Here is a 17,697-nt window from a genome sequence, read left to right on the forward strand (position 1 = left end):
AAGAAGATGTTGAAGAATATATCCGGTATTACAACCATGAAAGGTTGCATACTACGCTTGGTGATTTAACGCCAATCGACTATGAAAAATTACAAAGTCAGGTGTCCTATTGGGCTTGACCAGAATAATCAGCTTATCACTTCTTGGCCAAAACATAACAAAAATAACCTCTTCACTCGTAAAAAAACGCTTCCTTTTAGTGGTTGATTTTATCTTTTAACCTTAAAGCCATGCGATTGATTGCAAATAGCAATTTAGGCATGATTTAATAGATTAAATATTGAGTCATACAAGGCAAAATACAAATGGAATTATTCTCTCATGCACACGCATTAGTAGTGGAAGGTGGGGCTATGCGTGGCATTTTCTCTTCTGGGGTACTCGACCATTTTATTGACACGGATTATACCTCGTTTGATTTTTGTTTAGGGGTTTCTGCCGGCTCAACCAGTTTGGCCTCTTGGCTCGCCAATCAAAAAATACGAACCTACACCGTGATAACCGATTACTCCTGCCGACCAGAATTTATTCGCTTTGGGCGCTTTTTAAAAGGGGGTCATTGGCTCGATTTAGATTGGTTATGGCAAATCACTATTGATGAAATCCCTATTGATACTGAAGCATTATTTGCTCAACCTATCCCGTTGTATGTGGTAACAACCAATGTAGAGACAGGGAAGGCCCATTACATTGCAGCCACCCCAACTAATGTGGTCGAGTTATTAAAAGCCTCTTGTTCGGTGCCGCTTGCTTATCGACATTTTCCTATGATTGAACAGCAACCGATGACTGATGGCGGCGTGGCCGATTCTATTCCAGTAGAAAAAGCCTACCAGATGGGCGCCAAAGAAATTACCGTCATTTTGTCGCGCCCTTTAGGCTATATAAAAAAAACTAGCAGAGCGCCGTGGTTAACGCGCAAATTTTTAGCTCGTCATCCTAATTTGGCAGAAGCTGCGCTACAACGAGCTCAGATATATAACCGCACCATCAATTTTATTAACAATCCACCGCATGATTGTATTATTCATGTGATTGCCCCACCCGATGACTTCCCCGTTGGCCGTTTAACCAAAGACCGACAAAAGCTAGATATTGGTTATCAAATGGGTGTCGAACAGGCCAAGCATTACCTCAGTACAATAAATAATTAATGCTTAATTAAACAACACGTGCCATGATAACTTTTTTGTAACATTTGTTGATTTGTCATTCATCCACATTGGCGCGATTTACCAGCATGTGGATGATGAGATCGCGGTTAAGATTAGAGGTTTTACATGGATGCTCGCAGCGTATTTCTTATTTTATTAGTGGTGTTTGTCTGGGGCATTAATTTCGTCATTATTACGCTAGGGCTACAAGACATGCCGCCTTTTTTACTGGCAGGCTCTCGTTTCATTTTTGTCGCATTGCCTCTCATTTTTTTCATACCAAAACCTCAAGTGCCTTGGCGCTGGATTATTTGGTATGGCTTAACCATCAGTTTTGGTCAATTTGCGTTTTTATTCTACGCCTTACATGTTGGAATGCCATCGGGTCAAGCCTCACTCATATTACAAATGCAGGTGTTCGTAACTGCTATTCTAGGAGTGACTATTTATAAAGATACAATAAATCGACTGCAACTCTTCGGTGGTTTTATCGCGTTTAGTGGCGTGGTCTGTTTGTTGATAGGCGTATTAGACACCCATATCAGTTTTGCCGGTTATTTTTTCACCTTGTGTGCGGCATGTTCTTGGGGTGTAGGCAACATTTGTAACCGCACTATTTCAGTGCGCTACCCGCATACCAATATGATCCACTTGGTTGTTTGGGCCTCTTTAGTCCCAGTGTTGCCATTCTTCATTTCAAGTTATTTGTTAGATAATAGAGAGTTAGTGATCCAAGCGATAAGCTACCCTACCTTATCCAGTGGCTTAACGATTGTGTACCTTGCTTTTGCTGCCTCATTATTTTGCTACAGCGCTTGGGGATTTGTGATCGCCAAACATGGCACCGCTAACGTGGTGCCTTTTGCGCTTCTCGTGCCGGTGATCGGATTATTTTCAGGTTGGTTTATTTTAGGCGAAACACTGAATTCGCTACAATTTATGGGTTGCGGCATCATCATCATTGGCTTGTGTATTTATATTTTTAATCAAAAAATCAAGTTATGGGTACAAAACCAAAGAGACTCTGGTTTTAATGCCAATTAGACCAATGATCGTCGCCTTTACAACTCTATAAGTTACATAAAAAAGCGATAATGGTCGTTTTGTTCTGTATCCGTATGTGGCTTATCTTTGTTATACAAGCCAATCAAGCGAATAAAGAGTAGAATAATAGCCATCACTTAATGACATACAACAAGGAAACGTATGAACCCTATAATCGATATTTTATTTGGCAATATTGTCCCCATTGTCCTATTTATTTTTATCATCGCGATTTTAAAAAGTGGGATAAAATTTGTTCCCCAAAACCAAGCTTGGTTAGTGGAGCGTTTTGGTAAATACCATTCAACAAAAGTGGCAGGTATCAATTTCATTGTTCCTTTCATTGACCGTATTTCTGCAGAACGTAGTTTAAAAGAACAAGCTCAAGACGTTCCATCTCAATCGGCCATCACGCGTGACAATATCTCATTAGTAGTGGATGGTATTCTCTACTTCCGCGTATTAGACCCATACAAAGCGACTTACGGTGTCGATGATTACGCATTTGCCGTGACTCAATTAGCGCAAACAACAATGCGTTCTGAACTTGGCAAAATGGAATTGGATAAAACCTTTGAAGAGCGTGATGTACTGAATACCAACATTGTGGCTGCAATCAATATGGCGGCTGAACCTTGGGGTATTCAGGTTTTACGTTACGAGATCAAAGATATTGTGCCACCAAGTTCCATCATGGAATCGATGGAAGCACAAATGAAAGCTGAGCGGGTAAAACGAGCTCAAATTTTAGAATCTGAAGGTGATCGCCAAGCGGCAATCAACGTTGCAGAAGGTAAAAAACAAGCTCAAGTATTAGCGGCTGAAGCGGATAAAACCGAGCAGATTTTAAAAGCAGAAGGTGAAGCAAAAGCGATTATTGCGGTTGCTGAAGCTCAAGCCGAAGCACTAAGAACCGTCGGTGATGCCGCCAATACCGAAGAAGGCCAAAAAGCGATTCAGCTTGATCTTGCCACAAAAGCGATTGAAGCCAAACATGCAATTGCCAAAGAGTCATCGGTGGTATTACTACCAGAAAACGGCACTGACGCCAGCTCATTAGTGGCACAAGGCATGTCGATTATTAACTCATTAAATCGCCCTAAAGGTTAATTATGGATTTGATACACAGTTATTTCCCGCAAGTTTTAATGGCCCTCGGTATTGTGCTACTAATTATTGAGATTGCGGTGTTTGGTTTTTCTACATTCTTATTATTTTTCATGGGACTCAGCGTGTTTTTTACCGGCCTGAGCATGCAGTTTAATTTGCTTGAAGCTAACATCCACAACGCTATTTGGCTCGGTGGTGTTTTAACGTGTATCTTTGCTCTAATCTTATGGCGTCCGCTTAAACATCTACAAAACAAACCTGTTGATAAAGAACATCAACGTACCGATTTTGCTCAGATCACTTTTGTGTTAACGGACGATGTTAACTCCTCCAGTGATACGGTATTACATGCTTATTCTGGTATTAACTGGAAAGTACGTAGTCAACAACCGCTATCAAAAGGACAAACGGTTAGTGTTGTAAAGCAAGACGTCGGAGTTTTGTGGGTAGAAAGTGTGGACTAAGGTTTAAGCAAATATTCATTTTGGGATTCAATTAAAGGAAACTACCCAACCTTGCAAGGTAAAACATGTGCTGAATTAAAGTCTAATCAAGATACCTATCTGCAATTGCAAGATGATATGGAACATGAAGAGTATCGTATCGCTAATCAATACAACATCACAGTTGATGATATTTACAGCGATTTTATTGCCGATGGAAATACACAACTTCAAGCTGATGCGATCTATATCGTCGAACAACTTCAAGCCAGTTATGCCTATCGCGCAAAACTTGAAACTGAATACCCTGATGCGCTTTTCCATGTTGTCACTATCCGCACAGAAGACAATAACGGTGAAGATATTATTATCCGTCAATCTGAAGTCTTATGGGGAGACAAATATTGGGGGAAAAGTGATGTCTTGAACCCTACCGATCTAAGTCAAGCGATCCGCACTATATCTCAAACGACAGAAGATAACTCGGTTATTGATGATATGCAGTATTATCACGGACTTCAGTGCGAGTCTGAATATGATGGTTCAAACCCACATTGTAACCGTACAGAACGTATAAAAATACCATCAATTCGGATGTTCCAACGAAAGGAATAACCCCCTGTTTTACTGGTGATTAGGTAGGTGGCTTTACGTGATGATAAGCGGTGCTTAGATAACATGTGTTAGCTCAGTGTGGGCTATCATGTTGTCATTAACCTTTAGAAATGAAAAAAGGCCTGAATAATCAGACCTTTATAATTTGGCGGTGAGCAAGAGATTCGAACTCTCGATACGTTGCCGTATACACGCTTTCCAGGCGTGCTCCTTAAGCCACTCGGACAACTCACCGTATTGTGTGTTAAGGCTTTGCTTAACGAAGCGCTAATTTAATGATTCTATAGGGTAAGGTCAAGCTTAAATGCCGATTTTTACTCTATTACGGTTTAACTGCTCATTATTTAACACTTTCACTGGTTAAGCGGCGGTTGTTTCTACCACTTCCTGACTTTCTTGGTACGCTGCCACGCGGAACCAACGGCGACATAGATCCAAGAATGTGCCGTACAAAACCCCCAAACCACAAGAGACCACTGCATTACTCAGCACTGAGGTAATGATCTGTTCTGGCGATGCGCCAACAAACAATAAGATCAATGCATAGACTGGTGACTGGAACAGTACATAAGCCAGCATATCAGCAATTTTTTTACTCAATGTATTAGACGATATTTTGTTGCTTTGGCGTAGCATCCAATCACGGAACACACCATAAGGCATCGCAATCGCAATATTGACAGGGATCGAAACAAGACGCGATGCCAATGACTGATGAAACGTCATGCCAGATATAAAAATTTCAATCAGCATGCCTGAGATAAAGCAAAAAACGACCATGGCAAAGGTATCTGCCGCTAATTGTCGAAAGCGTAATTGGTTAGTTGCTGTCATTGCTGCGCCTTAAAGTCATCAATACTGCTAGGATTTTATTTCGATTTGGGCGCTTATTCTGCCCTCACCGGATAATTGCAGATTATATGACCTTTACCAGGTAAAAAACAAAGTTTATATCACTATTCTTGAGTCAATATCTAGTTTTTATGATTGCTTTTTAGTTGGTAGACCAGTTTTAAAAGCTGGATAAATTAAAGATACCAGCACGGTTCACTAGCTCTATTTCGGTACAGCTATATTTAAAAACCTCACACCTTGTTATCATAGTGCTATACATTCTTGTAAGGATATTATCGTGACTTTAAACCAACTACTCAGCCAACCCGAACTCGAGAACAAACTGCTTAATAATGAGCAAACGATCGGTTTTTTAACCGCAATGGCTGCCGCGCCACATTTGCTGGATCCATCGGATTGGCTCGCCTATTTATGGGGTGGTGATGAGGTTGCTCCTTTTGAAACTGCAGAGCAATTTGAGCAATATGCTGAACTTGTGATTGAGCAATGGAATATTATCCACCCTGCTCTATTAGACGGTTCTTGGGCTTGGCCGGAAGGTTATGACCTAGATGAAGAAGAAGTGGTTACAGAAGCAGTACGTGACTTTGCTGAGGGTCTTTTACAAGGTTGGCAACTAACCCGTGATGATTGGGAAACCTTAATGCCAGAAGATAGCGAAGATGATGCACTGCTTGGTGGTGTATTGTTGTCTATCAGCATGTTGTACGATCCAGAAACGGCGATCACCACGTTATCTGACCAAGGTTTAACTGGCTTAGATGAATTCCAAGAAATTTATAATGCCATTCCATTAATGCTATGTGGTTTAACTCAACGAGGTCATGCTTTAGCCCAACAAGCTAATCATTAAACCGCCCTAAGTACAAAGCATAAGCAAATAAAAAGAGGCCGATAAGAACTCACTTATCGACCTCTTTTTTAATGCATATCAAATTCAATACACATCAAACTGAAATTTGTGTTTATGCGTTGCCTTTGACTTTCATGTTTAAGGATTCGGCAAAATCGAGCATTCGGTTAAGCGGGATCAGCGATTTTACTCGGATAGCCTCATCAACAAAGATCTCATGCTCAGCACCACCTTGCTGTAAGGCGTTTTCTATCGCTTTTAAGCCATTCATTGCCATCCACGGACAATGCGCACAACTGCGACAGGTGGCGCCGTTACCTGCCGTTGGTGCTTCAACCAATTCTTTTTCTGGCACTAATTGCTGCATCTTAAAGAAAATGCCTTTATCCGTTGCCACGATCAATTTGTTATTCGGTAAGGACTTAGCCGCTTTAATCAATTGACTGGTTGAACCTACTGCATCGGCTAACGCTACCACACTAGCAGGTGATTCAGGATGAACCAATACCGCTGCTTCAGGATATAGCGCTTTCATGTCTTTTAGAGCTTTAGCTGAAAACTCATCATGTACCACACACTCACCTTGCCATAGCAACATATCTGCGCCAGTTTGGTTAGCAATGTAGGATCCTAAATGGCGATCGGGACCCCAAATGATTTTTTTATCTTGGGCATCTAAGTGTTCAACAATTTCCAGTGCAATACTTGAAGTCACCACCCAATCGGCGCGTGCTTTGACTGCGGCAGAAGTATTGGCGTATACCACCACAACATGGTCTGGATGGGCATCACAAAATTCGGTGAAAGCATCGGTTGGACAACCTAAATCAAGTGAACATTCTGCCTCTAGAGTAGGCATTAAGATTCGTTTTTCTGGCGTCAAAATTTTTGCCGATTCACCCATAAAGCGTACACCAGCAATGATCAGCGTTTTGGCTGAATGGCGGTTACCAAATTTAGCCATTTCTAACGAATCGCCAACATAACCACCCGTCGCTTCTGCTAATGCTTGAATTTCTGGGTCAGTATAATAATGCGCGATAAGCACTGCATCTTTTTCAATTAGCAGCTTTTTAATATTGGTTATATGCTGATCTTTTTGATCTTGAGTCAACGGAACCGGTTTTGCTGGAAATGGATAAATAGTATCGATGGTATCGATGGTATCGGTAATGTACGTCATTGCTCTTACTCTCGGCAATCAAATATTCTCAGCATTGTACACCGATAGCCAAACGAATTGAAGTTACCGTTCGCCGGCAGATAAATGACGATTTCACCCCTAACATACCCTAACTAATTGATATAATCCCAATCGCGAGATGATTAAAAACAAAAACCATCGGTTAAGATGGTTTTCAATCAAGTAATAAGACATATTGAGCTATACACAAACTGTCACTGTAAACTGCCTTGCGCGAGTTTAGCCGCTGAAGAGTCTGGATATTCTTTAATGACTTGTTGGTAGTATTTTTTAGCGATATCCGCTTTATTGTTTCTCTTGGCGATATCACCCAGTTTAACCAAGGCATCTGGTCGTTTTGGTGATTTAGCTTCTGAGATCACAGCAGCAAAACTTCTGGCAGCATCGCCATCTTTTTTCTTAGCAAAATACAATTGGCCTAACCAATAATTCGCGTTACCAGACAAGCTAGAGTTTGGATATTGGGTTTTGAATTGTTGGAATGCGGTAATAGCGCCGTCATAGTTACGGTCTTTTAAAATCATATCAACCGCGGTTTGATAAGAAGATTGTTCGTCTTTGCTGGCATCAAACGTTGATGCTGGAATGGCAGCCACCGTTGATGTAACCGCCGATGCAGTGGTGGGCGCTACTTTGGCTTTTTTAACATCGGTACGCAGATTATCAAGCTCAATAAAGAGTTGACGTTGGCGTTCAACCAATTGCTTCATATCATAGTTACTACGTTCTATGGTGCCGCGTAGAGTGGTGATTTCTGCATTTTGCGCATCAACCTGTTGTTGCAGACGAGCTTGGACACGATTACTGTTATCAAGTAAACGCTGGACACGTTGAATGTCGGTTTCTGAACGGCTAGAGCTATTAACATCAGATACTGAAGTAGAAGCAGCAAGCGCAGGGCTTGCTGCTAATACGAGTAACGAAAGCGTAATAACTCGCTTTATGTTACTAAGCATAGATATCGCCTATTAGTAAACGATAACTGCGCGACGGTTTTTAGAATAAGCCGCTTCTGTTTGGCCCATTTCTAAAGGTTTTTCTTCACCGTAGCTTACGATAGAAATTTGGTCAGCTTGAACACCTAGTGCTTGGATATATTTAGATACCGCTTCAGCACGACGTTCGCCTAGTGCGATGTTGTACTCTGGAGTACCACGCTCATCAGCATAACCTTCGATAGTTACTTTAACATCTGGCATTGTGCTTAGGAATTTAGCGTGTGCTGCCAATGTATCTTCGTACTCAGAAGAGATTTCTGAAGTATCAAATTTAAAGAATACAGTAGAGTTTTCACGCAGTTTTTGTTGTGCAGCTGCGATATCTTGCTCAGACATTGCGCCATCGTCAACAACTGGTGTTGTTACTGCTGTTTCTTGTGAGCTCGTTTGTGAGTCAGTATTGTTTGCTGCATCATCACTAGAACTACAAGCTGCAACTGTTAAAAGAGGCAGGGCAATAATTAAACCTTTTAGAATTTTATTAAGTTGCATGTATATCTTCCTTATATTGTAAAATTGTTATTCTTAATTATAAAAATGGAGACCAAGCAGGTGCTTTAACTCTCCCATTTGTCGCCGGTAAGCGGGCTTTAAATCGACCATCAATTGAAACCATAGACAATACGTTCTGGCTCTGATACATCGAACTATAAATCACCATACTCCCATTTGGCGCCAAGCTAGGAGATTCATCCAATTGCGTTTTAGTTAGCACTTGAACTGCTCCTGTTTCCAGATCTTGTTTCGCAATATTAAACCCATCTGAATTACGATTCACCATAATAAGGAATCGACCATCAGGGGTAATTTGCCCACCAAGGTTCTGGCTACCTTGCCAAGTCAAACGAGTCGTCGCTTGATCTGACAAATTCACTTTGTAGATTTGCGGTAAACCACCTCTATCAGAAGTAAATATGAGTGACTGACCATCTGGAGTCCAAAATGGTTCAGTGTTATTCGCCCATCCCGTCGTGACTCTGTCTAACTTACGGGTTTGTAGGTCGAGAATATAAACTTGTAAACTGCCAGATTTGGATAGCACTAACGCTAATTTTTTACCATCTGGCGAAAATTCTGGCGCACCATTATGACGAGGGAATGCAGTTAGCACTTCCGATTTACCCGTATAGATGTCCATCATGTACAACTCTGCACGACCGGTTTGGAAACTGACATACGCCAATTTACGCCCGTCTGGTGACCAGGCTGGTGACATTAACGGTTGTTTAGAGCGTAAAACCAATCGTTCGTTGTAGCCATCATAATCGGCAATTCTTAATTGATACGGATAATTACTTTTACTACTTACAACAACATAGGCGATTCTGGTGAGAAATGCACCTTTTTCACCCGTTAGTTTCTCATAAACTAAATCCGAAATACGGTGAGCATACTCACGTAATCGCTTCGCCGGCACTACTGCGCGCTTATTTAATAGCAAATAATCTTTAGATAATACGAGTTTACCATCACTATCTAAGGCTTTGTTTTGACCATTATTAAGCTGTCCACGCACAATATCAACTAATTGATAATTAATAATGTAATCACCTTTGTCATTTTGGCTAATTGAGCCTGTGACCAGTGAATCAACCCCCATTGAATTCCATTGAGAAAAATTAATTTCCGAATCTGAATATGGGGTCTGAGGCATTTTAGAAGTGGCAACTGGGCTAAATTTACCACTGCGTTGTAAATCTGAGGCAATAACCGCGGCAACATCTTGAGGAATTGCAGTTTTTCCTGTCCATTGGAAAGGCACAACACCGATTGGACGCGCTGAGTTAACCCCTTCGGTAATCACAAGCTCTAGCGCTGCATTGGCCGTTTGGCTTGCAGTGAGCAGAATAAACAATCCTAGTAATATACGTTTAATCACTGATAATTCCTTTCTATTCAGGTTGAACGGTCAAGTTGATGTTTTTAAGTTGGTCAATCACATCTTGATCGGTTGGCAATGGGAATGTCCCTACTTGAGCAACCGCTCGTTTAGCAGCAGAGCAAAGCCGCGCATCACCATCGATCGGCGATACTTTACTAATAATAGCGCCTTTGCCTGCTTGAACTAATCTAATATTAATTTTGCACGATTTACCTTTAAATGAATCCTCGGTTAACAATTTTTCTTGGATCATTTGGGTATAAATTGCGCCATATCTATCCAGTTCAGAACTGATATAACGTTGTCTCGCCACTGAAACCTGTGCTTTTTCGGCTTCAAGTCCGGAGAAAACATCATTTAAAGCTTCATCTTGCGCTTTCTTTTCTCTGGCTAATTTTGCTTTTTGCTCGGCTTTCGCTTGAGCGTCAGCTTTGGCTTTGGCATCGGCCTTAGCCTTCGCTTGTTTTTTTGCTTCTGCGTCGGCTTTAGCTTTTTGCTCGGCCGCAACTTTTGCAGCTTTGGCTTCAGCTAGAGCGGTTGCTTCTGCCGCTGCTTTTGCTTTCGCTTGACGTTGCGCTTCTGCCTTAGCTGCTTGTTCTTTGGCTACTTTCGCTTTTTGGGCTGCAACTTTTTGCTTTTCTTGTTCGATTTGCTTTTGTCGTTCGGCATCACGCGCTGCTTTGGCCGCTTCAACTTGTTTTTCTTTTTCCGCTCTTAAGCGCTGTTCTTCTTTCTTTCTATTCTGCTCAACTCGCTGCGCTTGTTGGCGTAGCTTTTCAATTTTCTGTTGTTCGGCTTTTTGGGCGGCTTCACGTTTTTCGCGAATACCTTTCGCTTGCTGTGCGATCGCTTTTGGATCAATCACCACCGCCTCTACCATTTTATGCTGCGGTTTTTTTTCAGTTTCAGAAAACCACGAGCCGCCCACAAGAAGCACTAGGATGATAATATGCAGAGCTATCGAAAACAATATAGCTGATTTGTATTCTTTGCTAAATATCAACAAATTAGCTGTTCTCTTTAATATCAGTGAGCAGACCGACTTTCTCTATGCCTGCTTTACTAAGTTGATCTAAGACCAAGACAACATCGGCATAAGAAGTCTTCGCATCTCCACCGACTGCCACTGGAGATTCAGGGTTAATGCTGCGTTCTGCTTTCACTCGAGTAACGACTTGGTCCATAGTGAGACCTCGGATCATATCCTCATCATTGACACTTAGTCCAAGCTGTCCTTTTTGGTTGATCTCAACAATAATAAAACTGGCACCAGAGTCACCGGCAATATCTGACGCTGGCTTAGCGCTTTCTGTTTTCGGCAATTCAACTTCCACCCCTTGGGTAACAAAAGGTGAGGTCACCATAAAGATAATCAATAGCACTAACATCACATCGATATAAGGGACGACATTGATTTCAGCTTTAAGTTGACGTTTTTTACGACCGTAACCCGCCATGATTATTCCTTATTCTCAGTCATAACTTGGCGATGTAAAATACTGTGGAATTCTTCGGCAAACGTAACGTAGTTATGCTCAAGCTTAGTCACTTGATTGGTTAAACGGTTAAATGCCATTACCGCAGGGATCGCCGCAAACAAACCCATTGCTGTAGCCACCAAAGCTTCCGCGATCCCTGGAGCGACCATTGCCAAGGTTGCTTGTTTTACCTGACCTAACGCGATAAACGCCGTCATAATACCCCATACCGTACCAAATAAGCCGATATAAGGACTAATTGAACCTACCGTAGCTAAAAACGGCAGTTGATTTTCAAGCTCATCGATTTCTTTTGAGAGTGTCACTCGCATTGTGCGACCTGCACCATCCATCACGTATTCAGCAGAAGCACCTGGCGTGCGGCGCAAACGGGCAAACTCTGTAAAACCTGCATAAAAAATTTGCTCGGTGCCAGTTAATTCATCTTTACGCCCTTTCACTTCTTGATAAAGCTTAGACAGATCGATACCTGACCAAAACTTATCTTCAAACGTTGAGGCATTTTTAGATGCTCGGTTGAGTAATTTACTTCTTTTTAGGATCACAGCCCAAGACAGCACCGACATTCCTAACAGAATAAGCATAACAAGCTTAACCAATAAGCTCGCTTGTAAAAAAAGGTCAAAAATTGAAATATCAGCTGACACGGGTTAACTCCAACATAATTGAGCTAGGGATAGCTTGTGGTTTCATTTTTGTAATGTTGACACAGGCTACCTTAACATTTGTTTTACACAACACTTTGCCATCAAGATTGACTAACTCCTGACAAAATATTATTGATGCTTTTTTAAGGCTAGAAATAGTGGTGATGACGTTTAACTGTTGATCTAACGTCGCGCCATGGATGTAATCAATATCCATATGGCGAACCACAAAACCAATCTCTTGTTCAAGTAGAGTAAATTGAGAAATGCCAAGCATGCGCAGTAGCTCAGTACGCGCGCGCTCAAAAAATTTGAGGTAATTAGAATGATATACAACGCCACCTGCGTCTGTATCTTCATAATAAATGGTAATTGGCCATTTGAATGCAGATGTTGCTTGTTCTTCCATGTCACTTCCCATCGACAATATATCTATTACTATTCACTATACAGTAAGTTACGAGATTCAATAATAACATACGTACAAATTTATCCAAAACAGACTCAATTGAACAGATATCGCTCACTTTTGCGTCATCTTCAGCTTATTACTAGTTTGAGCGGTGCACAATAGGCATTACAGCCTGGAAGATTAGCCACAAAGCCTTCCCTTTGCATCGTTTTTATTATGTTTAATATTTATTTCATAACCGTAGCGCTATAAATAAAAAAAGCACCATCGACGCAAGTTGTCGATGGTGCCACTTTGTTTATTTTATAATCAAATCTATTTATACAAAATACTGATAAGAAAAGAAGAGTAAGATCACACCAGAAATGTATGGGCTAAATAAACCCTGCCATAACCAGTAAATGGGTTTAAAACCAACACTGTAGATCATGGTGCTGCAAATTGACCAAATAAATAAGATGGTCAAAATCAAGTTAAAACCACCTACTTGCTCGGCATAAGCTTTTGGTAACCACATAAACATACTGATATGAAACATCGCAACAATAAAAAACAGGGCTCTAAAAAGAGCCCTATTCATTGGCGCGTGTATATCAGTCATTTTTTGACTAATATTATTCACGATCCTCGTCCATCATTTCTGAGTGCTCTAACCAAAGAGCATTGACAATACCGAATGCACAGGCGAGTAACACGCCTAGAATCCAAGCAAAATACCACATATTGATTGCTCCTTAGTAAAGTGAGTTTTTGTTCTCTTCGATGAATTTATCATCAATACGACCAAACATCTTGTAGTAAGTCCACGAAGTGTAGCCAAGAATAATCGGCACAAACACAGCGGCAACACCGGTCATAATTTCCAGTGTCAACAGACTTGAGGTCGAATCCCACATAGTAAAGCTATCATTAGGGTTCAAGCTTGATGGCATAACGAATGGGAACATGGCAAAACCAGCGGTTAAAATAACGCCAGCACAAGTCAAACTTGAAGCAACAAATGCCAATCCGCCTTTCTGTGCTTTAGTCGCAACCACAGCAAACAATGCCATCACCACACCTAATGCTGGAGCAATCCACATCAACGGGTATTCAACAAAGTTGTTCATCCAAGCACCTGGTTCACGTGCCACTTCTTTAAGAAGAGGGTTTGATGGACCATTGTGATCAATAACACTTTTCAATACATAACCGTCAATGTTTTGAACCCAGAAACCTGCTGCGATAAACAGTACTGCAACCGCTAGACCAGTAATAACCGATACTGCACGAGCACGTTGGTAAACCTCACCAGAAGTCTTCATTTGTAACCAAGTTGAACCTTGAAGTACAAACATTGACACACTGACCAAGCCACACACTAATGCGAATGGGTTCAGTAAGCCAAGCAAACCACCATGGTACTGAGACATCATGAAATCATTCAGTTCAAATGGTACGCCTTGAAGTAGGTTACCAAATGCCACACCAAAAATTAATGGTGGAACAAAACCACTGATTGAAATACAAATGTCCCAATTGTTACGCCATTTTGGTGTTTCAATTTTAGAACGGTAATCTAACGCGATTGGACGCAACCAAAGCGCGGCAAGTGTCAGACACATTGCAAAATAGAAACCAGAGAAAGAAGTCGCGTATACCATTGGCCATGCCGCAAATAATGCGCCACCAGCAGTAATTAACCAAACTTGGTTTCCATCCCAGTGCGGTGCGATTGAGTTAATCATCACGCGACGCTCTGTATCCGTTTTACCAATAAGTGGGACTAACGCGCCCACACCCATATCAAATCCATCTGTGATTGAGAAACCGATGAATAGTACACCGATCAATGCCCACCAGATAAATCGTAATGCTTCATAATCAAACATAAATGATCCCCTGCTTATACTTCAACTTGACGAGAAACTTTACTTTCTAAAGAAGTATCGTTTTGCTCAAAGTGATAACGTCCTGTTTTCAAGCTACTAGGACCTTTACGTGCGAATTTAACCATTAGGTAAACTTCAGCCACTAAGAAGCACGTATACAGTGCAATAATACCAAAGATAGTGGTTAATACATCACCACGAGACAATGAAGACACCGCCATGTTCACTGGTAATATTTCACCTACCGCCCACGGTTGACGACCAAATTCAGCCACAAACCAGCCGGTTTCGATAGCGATCCAAGGCAGTGGAATGCTGCAAAGTGCCACTTTAAGGAGTAGAGGGTGTTGACCAATACGTTGACGACAAGTCTGTACAAAGGCAAAACCAAATACCAACAGCATCACAACACCACAAGCAACCATGATACGGAACGACCAGAATAACGGCCAAACCGTTGGGATCGAATCTTTCACTGCTTTATGAATTTGTTCTTCTGTTGCATGAGGAACATCATCGGTATAGCGCTTAAGTAGCATGCCATAACCAAGATCTTTCTTGCTTTCATCAAACGCTTTCACGTTTTCTGGTGACTTATCACCGGCACGTAGTTTCTCTAGTAAACCATACGCAATCATACCGTTACGGATACGACCTTCATGTTCAATTTGAAGCTGATCAATACCTTTAACTTGGGTATCTAATGAACGTGTCGCAATAATACCCATTAAATATGGGATCTCAATTGAGTATTTGTTGGTTTGCTCATCTTGGCTTGGGAAAGCAAATGCAGTGAATGATGCAGGTGCTTCTTCTGTGTGCCATTCTGCTTCAATTGCTGCAAGTTTAGTTTGCTGAACATCGCCTAATTCATAACCAGAATCATCGCCAAGTACTAACGTTGACATGATCGCAGCCATACCAAAAGAGGCAGCAATAGCAAATGAACGGCGAGCAAATGGAATGTCACGACCTTTTAGTAAGTAATAAGCACTTACGCCAAGAATGAACATTGCACCACAGGTGTAACCAGCAGAAACGGTATGGACAAATTTAACTTGAGCGACTGGGTTAAAGATCACTTCAGAGAAGCTCACCATTTCCATACGCATGGTTTCATAGTTAAAGTTTGCACCGACTGGGTTTTGCATCCAGCCATTGGCGATCAAGATCCACAATGCTGAGAAGTTAGAGCCAAATGCCACTAACCAAGTTACCACCAAGTGTTGACGTTTTGATAGACGATCCCAACCAAAGAAGAACAAGCCGACCATAGTTGATTCTAAGAAGAATGCAACCAGTGCTTCGATAGCCAGAGGGGCGCCAAAAATATCACCTACATAGTGCGAATAGTAAGACCAGTTAGTACCGAACTGAAACTCCATGGTTAGGCCAGTTGCCACACCAAGTGCAAAGTTGATACCAAAAAGCTTACCCCAGAACTTAGTCATGTCCTTGTAGATTTGCTTTCCAGTCATTACATAAACTGACTCCATAATGGCAAGTAAAAATGCCATACCGAGAGTCAAAGGAACAAATAGGAAGTGATACATCGCTGTCATTGCAAATTGCAACCGCGATAGATCAACAACATCAATCATGGTAACTCCTTTTTATTTCACCTACCTCATTAGAGGGTAACTGGCGATTAGGATAAGTAGTGTTAGTACCCTTTTGTAAAATAACCCGCAATACCGAGTTGTTACAAAAATGTACATAAATAGTTATTTTATGTTAAATATCAGCCAATTAAAGCTGCGCTAATATTACTTGTTAAATCCTCATGTTACAAAAGGTTTCTTGTTAATTTTTCTTTGATTTGAATCAAAACTCACTTATTCAATCAATCCGGTTTAGTAGAAATAGCCTGACAAGTTGTGTCAAATCATTAATGAGGAAAAATAAACACGCTTTAATCTAGAAAATAGCATCGAAAGGAATAAAAATAGGGAAACTGTAGCGCGGGGAATAGCAGATACATACAAAATAAAAGATAATTGTTCGTTAATATCACTAACAATTATCTTTTCTACAATGCGGTGTCGCTATTTTAAATTGAATGATAAATTATTTTCGATCGATACCAAAATGGAGGTAGGCACGATCACTGGCAATGCGCCCTCTTGGCGTGCGCTGCAAATAGCCTTGTTGGATAAGATAAGGCTCGATCACATCTTCAATGGTATCTTTTTCTTCGCCAATCGCCGCCGCTAAGTTATCTAACCCCACAGGGCCACCGGCAAACTTCTCCATGATCGCCAAAAGCAGTTTTCTATCCATATAATCGAAACCTTGATTATCGACATCGAGCATATTAAGCGCTTTATCGGCGGTGTCGGCGCAAATATGACCATTACCTTTAACTTCAGCGTAATCACGTACTCGACGTAATAAACGGTTAGCAATACGCGGTGTTCCACGAGCCCGCCTTGCCACTTCTAATGCGCCATCATCGTCCATCGAAAGGCCAAGACAATCAGCGCTCCGTTTAACGATAAATTGCAGATCTTCAATTTTATAATATTCAAGACGTTGCACAATACCAAATCGGTCGCGTAATGGCGAAGTCAGTGAACCGGCGCGCGTGGTGGCACCAATTAAGGTAAATGGCGGTAAATCAATTTTGATTGAACGTGCTGCCGGACCTTCACCAATCATAATATCCAATTGGTAGTCTTCCATTGCAGGATAAAGGATCTCTTCTACCACTGGACTTAAACGATGGATCTCATCGATAAATAAGATATCGTTTTCTTCAAGATTGGTCAGCAAAGCGGCAAGATCGCCCGCTTTTTCTAACACCGGCCCCGAAGTGGTGCGAATATTCACTTCCATTTCATTGGCAACAATGTTGGCTAACGTGGTTTTACCAAGTCCTGGAGGCCCGAAAATCAATAAGTGATCAAGCGGTTCACTGCGCATCTGTGCCGCTTTTATGAAAATTTCCATTTGGTCGCGCACATGATCTTGCCCACGGTAATCTGCCAATTTTTTTGGACGTATTGCTCTGTCGATAATATCTTCATCGCGAAATATCGGATTTTCGGGAGCAATTAGGCGATCAGCTTCAATCATTTAAGACCTATATAACGTAGTTTAAGAGAGATTAA

General features: G+C 41.4%; 21 protein-coding genes and 1 tRNA gene. 7 read left to right on the top strand and 15 right to left on the bottom strand.

All coding sequences use genetic code 11. The annotated features are described in order from the left end of the window. The 6 genes from HC723_RS02785 to HC723_RS02810 all read left to right on the top strand — a co-directional run. On the top strand, positions 1-119 hold a 119-nt coding region (locus tag HC723_RS02785), incomplete at its 5' end, for an IS3 family transposase (protein ID WP_190338159.1). A 186-nt stretch (positions 120-305) separates the two neighbouring features. Further along, entirely contained in the window at positions 306-1,154 is an 849-nt protein-coding gene (locus HC723_RS02790; protein ID WP_153447281.1) for a patatin-like phospholipase family protein, read from the top strand. A gap of 126 nt (positions 1,155-1,280) precedes the next feature. Continuing rightward, positions 1,281-2,198, top strand: coding sequence for an EamA family transporter (locus tag HC723_RS02795; protein WP_190338160.1), 918 nt, complete (start codon positions 1,281-1,283; stop codon positions 2,196-2,198). Between the two features lie 162 nt (positions 2,199-2,360). Beyond that, positions 2,361-3,308 carry an SPFH domain-containing protein gene (locus tag HC723_RS02800; protein ID WP_153447283.1) on the top strand — a complete coding sequence of 316 codons (948 nt, stop codon included), beginning with the start codon at positions 2,361-2,363 and terminating at the stop codon, positions 3,306-3,308. A gap of 2 nt (positions 3,309-3,310) precedes the next feature. Beyond that, entirely contained in the window at positions 3,311-3,772 is a 462-nt protein-coding gene (locus HC723_RS02805) for an NfeD family protein (RefSeq protein WP_190338161.1), read from the top strand. Positions 3,773-3,823: 51 nt separating this feature from the next. Continuing rightward, a complete protein-coding gene (locus HC723_RS02810) occupies positions 3,824-4,366 on the top strand; it encodes a hypothetical protein (RefSeq protein ID WP_190338162.1) in 543 nt (180 codons plus the stop codon). A gap of 146 nt (positions 4,367-4,512) precedes the next feature. Here HC723_RS02810 and HC723_RS02815 read toward each other — a convergent pair. Both HC723_RS02815 and HC723_RS02820 read right to left on the bottom strand, forming a co-directional pair. Then, positions 4,513-4,600: transfer RNA gene (locus tag HC723_RS02815), tRNA-Ser, on the bottom strand. Positions 4,601-4,726: 126 nt separating this feature from the next. Continuing rightward, the gene (locus HC723_RS02820) at positions 4,727-5,200 is read right to left on the bottom strand and encodes an L-alanine exporter AlaE (protein ID WP_153447286.1); all 474 of its coding nucleotides are present in this window, start codon (positions 5,198-5,200) and stop codon (positions 4,727-4,729) included. Between the two features lie 298 nt (positions 5,201-5,498). On the opposite strand from HC723_RS02820, the gene HC723_RS02825 reads away from it, so the two are divergent. Continuing rightward, positions 5,499-6,074, top strand: coding sequence for a UPF0149 family protein (locus HC723_RS02825; RefSeq protein ID WP_153447287.1), 576 nt, complete (start codon positions 5,499-5,501; stop codon positions 6,072-6,074). 112 nt (positions 6,075-6,186) lie between these two features. Here HC723_RS02825 and nadA read toward each other — a convergent pair whose 3' ends face one another. From nadA to ruvB, 13 genes are all read right to left on the bottom strand, one after another. Beyond that, on the bottom strand, positions 6,187-7,257 hold the full coding sequence (gene nadA / locus HC723_RS02830; protein ID WP_194704457.1) for a quinolinate synthase NadA: 1,071 nt from the start codon (positions 7,255-7,257) through the stop codon (positions 6,187-6,189). Positions 7,258-7,472: 215 nt separating this feature from the next. Further along, on the bottom strand, positions 7,473-8,234 hold the full coding sequence (gene ybgF, locus HC723_RS02835; RefSeq protein ID WP_153447289.1) for a tol-pal system protein YbgF: 762 nt from the start codon (positions 8,232-8,234) through the stop codon (positions 7,473-7,475). Positions 8,235-8,246: 12 nt separating this feature from the next. After that, on the bottom strand, positions 8,247-8,768 hold the full coding sequence (pal, locus tag HC723_RS02840; protein ID WP_153447290.1) for a peptidoglycan-associated lipoprotein Pal: 522 nt from the start codon (positions 8,766-8,768) through the stop codon (positions 8,247-8,249). Positions 8,769-8,805: 37 nt separating this feature from the next. Then, entirely contained in the window at positions 8,806-10,155 is a 1,350-nt protein-coding gene (gene tolB / locus HC723_RS02845; RefSeq protein WP_190338163.1) for a Tol-Pal system beta propeller repeat protein TolB, read from the bottom strand. 13 nt (positions 10,156-10,168) lie between these two features. Further along, positions 10,169-11,164: a cell envelope integrity protein TolA gene (gene tolA / locus HC723_RS02850; RefSeq protein WP_194704458.1), complete on the bottom strand. Its 996-nt coding sequence runs from the start codon at positions 11,162-11,164 to the stop codon at positions 10,169-10,171. Between the two features lies 1 nt (position 11,165). After that, positions 11,166-11,615: a protein TolR gene (tolR, locus tag HC723_RS02855; protein ID WP_153447292.1), complete on the bottom strand. Its 450-nt coding sequence runs from the start codon at positions 11,613-11,615 to the stop codon at positions 11,166-11,168. Between the two features lie 2 nt (positions 11,616-11,617). Further along, positions 11,618-12,304, bottom strand: a complete 687-nt coding sequence (gene tolQ / locus HC723_RS02860) for a protein TolQ (RefSeq protein ID WP_153447293.1) — start codon at positions 12,302-12,304, stop codon at positions 11,618-11,620. Beyond that, on the bottom strand, positions 12,294-12,725 hold the full coding sequence (gene ybgC / locus HC723_RS02865; RefSeq protein WP_407701698.1) for a tol-pal system-associated acyl-CoA thioesterase: 432 nt from the start codon (positions 12,723-12,725) through the stop codon (positions 12,294-12,296). Before ybgC ends, tolQ begins: the two co-directional genes overlap by 11 nt. A 310-nt stretch (positions 12,726-13,035) precedes the next feature. Continuing rightward, positions 13,036-13,317, bottom strand: a complete 282-nt coding sequence (locus tag HC723_RS02870) for a cyd operon YbgE family protein (RefSeq protein ID WP_194704459.1) — start codon at positions 13,315-13,317, stop codon at positions 13,036-13,038. Between the two features lie 13 nt (positions 13,318-13,330). After that, entirely contained in the window at positions 13,331-13,438 is a 108-nt protein-coding gene (gene cydX, locus HC723_RS02875) for a cytochrome bd-I oxidase subunit CydX (protein ID WP_153447296.1), read from the bottom strand. A 12-nt stretch (positions 13,439-13,450) separates the two neighbouring features. Next, positions 13,451-14,587 (bottom strand): cytochrome d ubiquinol oxidase subunit II, encoded by a 1,137-nt coding sequence (gene cydB / locus HC723_RS02880; RefSeq protein ID WP_153447297.1) that lies wholly within the window; start codon positions 14,585-14,587, stop codon positions 13,451-13,453. Between the two features lie 14 nt (positions 14,588-14,601). Continuing rightward, positions 14,602-16,188, bottom strand: a complete 1,587-nt coding sequence (locus HC723_RS02885; RefSeq protein ID WP_190338165.1) for a cytochrome ubiquinol oxidase subunit I — start codon at positions 16,186-16,188, stop codon at positions 14,602-14,604. A 466-nt stretch (positions 16,189-16,654) separates the two neighbouring features. After that, positions 16,655-17,662: a Holliday junction branch migration DNA helicase RuvB gene (gene ruvB / locus HC723_RS02890; protein WP_153447299.1), complete on the bottom strand. Its 1,008-nt coding sequence runs from the start codon at positions 17,660-17,662 to the stop codon at positions 16,655-16,657. Positions 17,663-17,697: the final 35 nt, after the last annotated feature.

It is taken from the genome of Vibrio sp. S11_S32 (assembly GCF_014694465.1).
Taxonomy (GTDB): Bacteria; Pseudomonadota; Gammaproteobacteria; order Enterobacterales; family Vibrionaceae; genus Vibrio; species Vibrio algicola.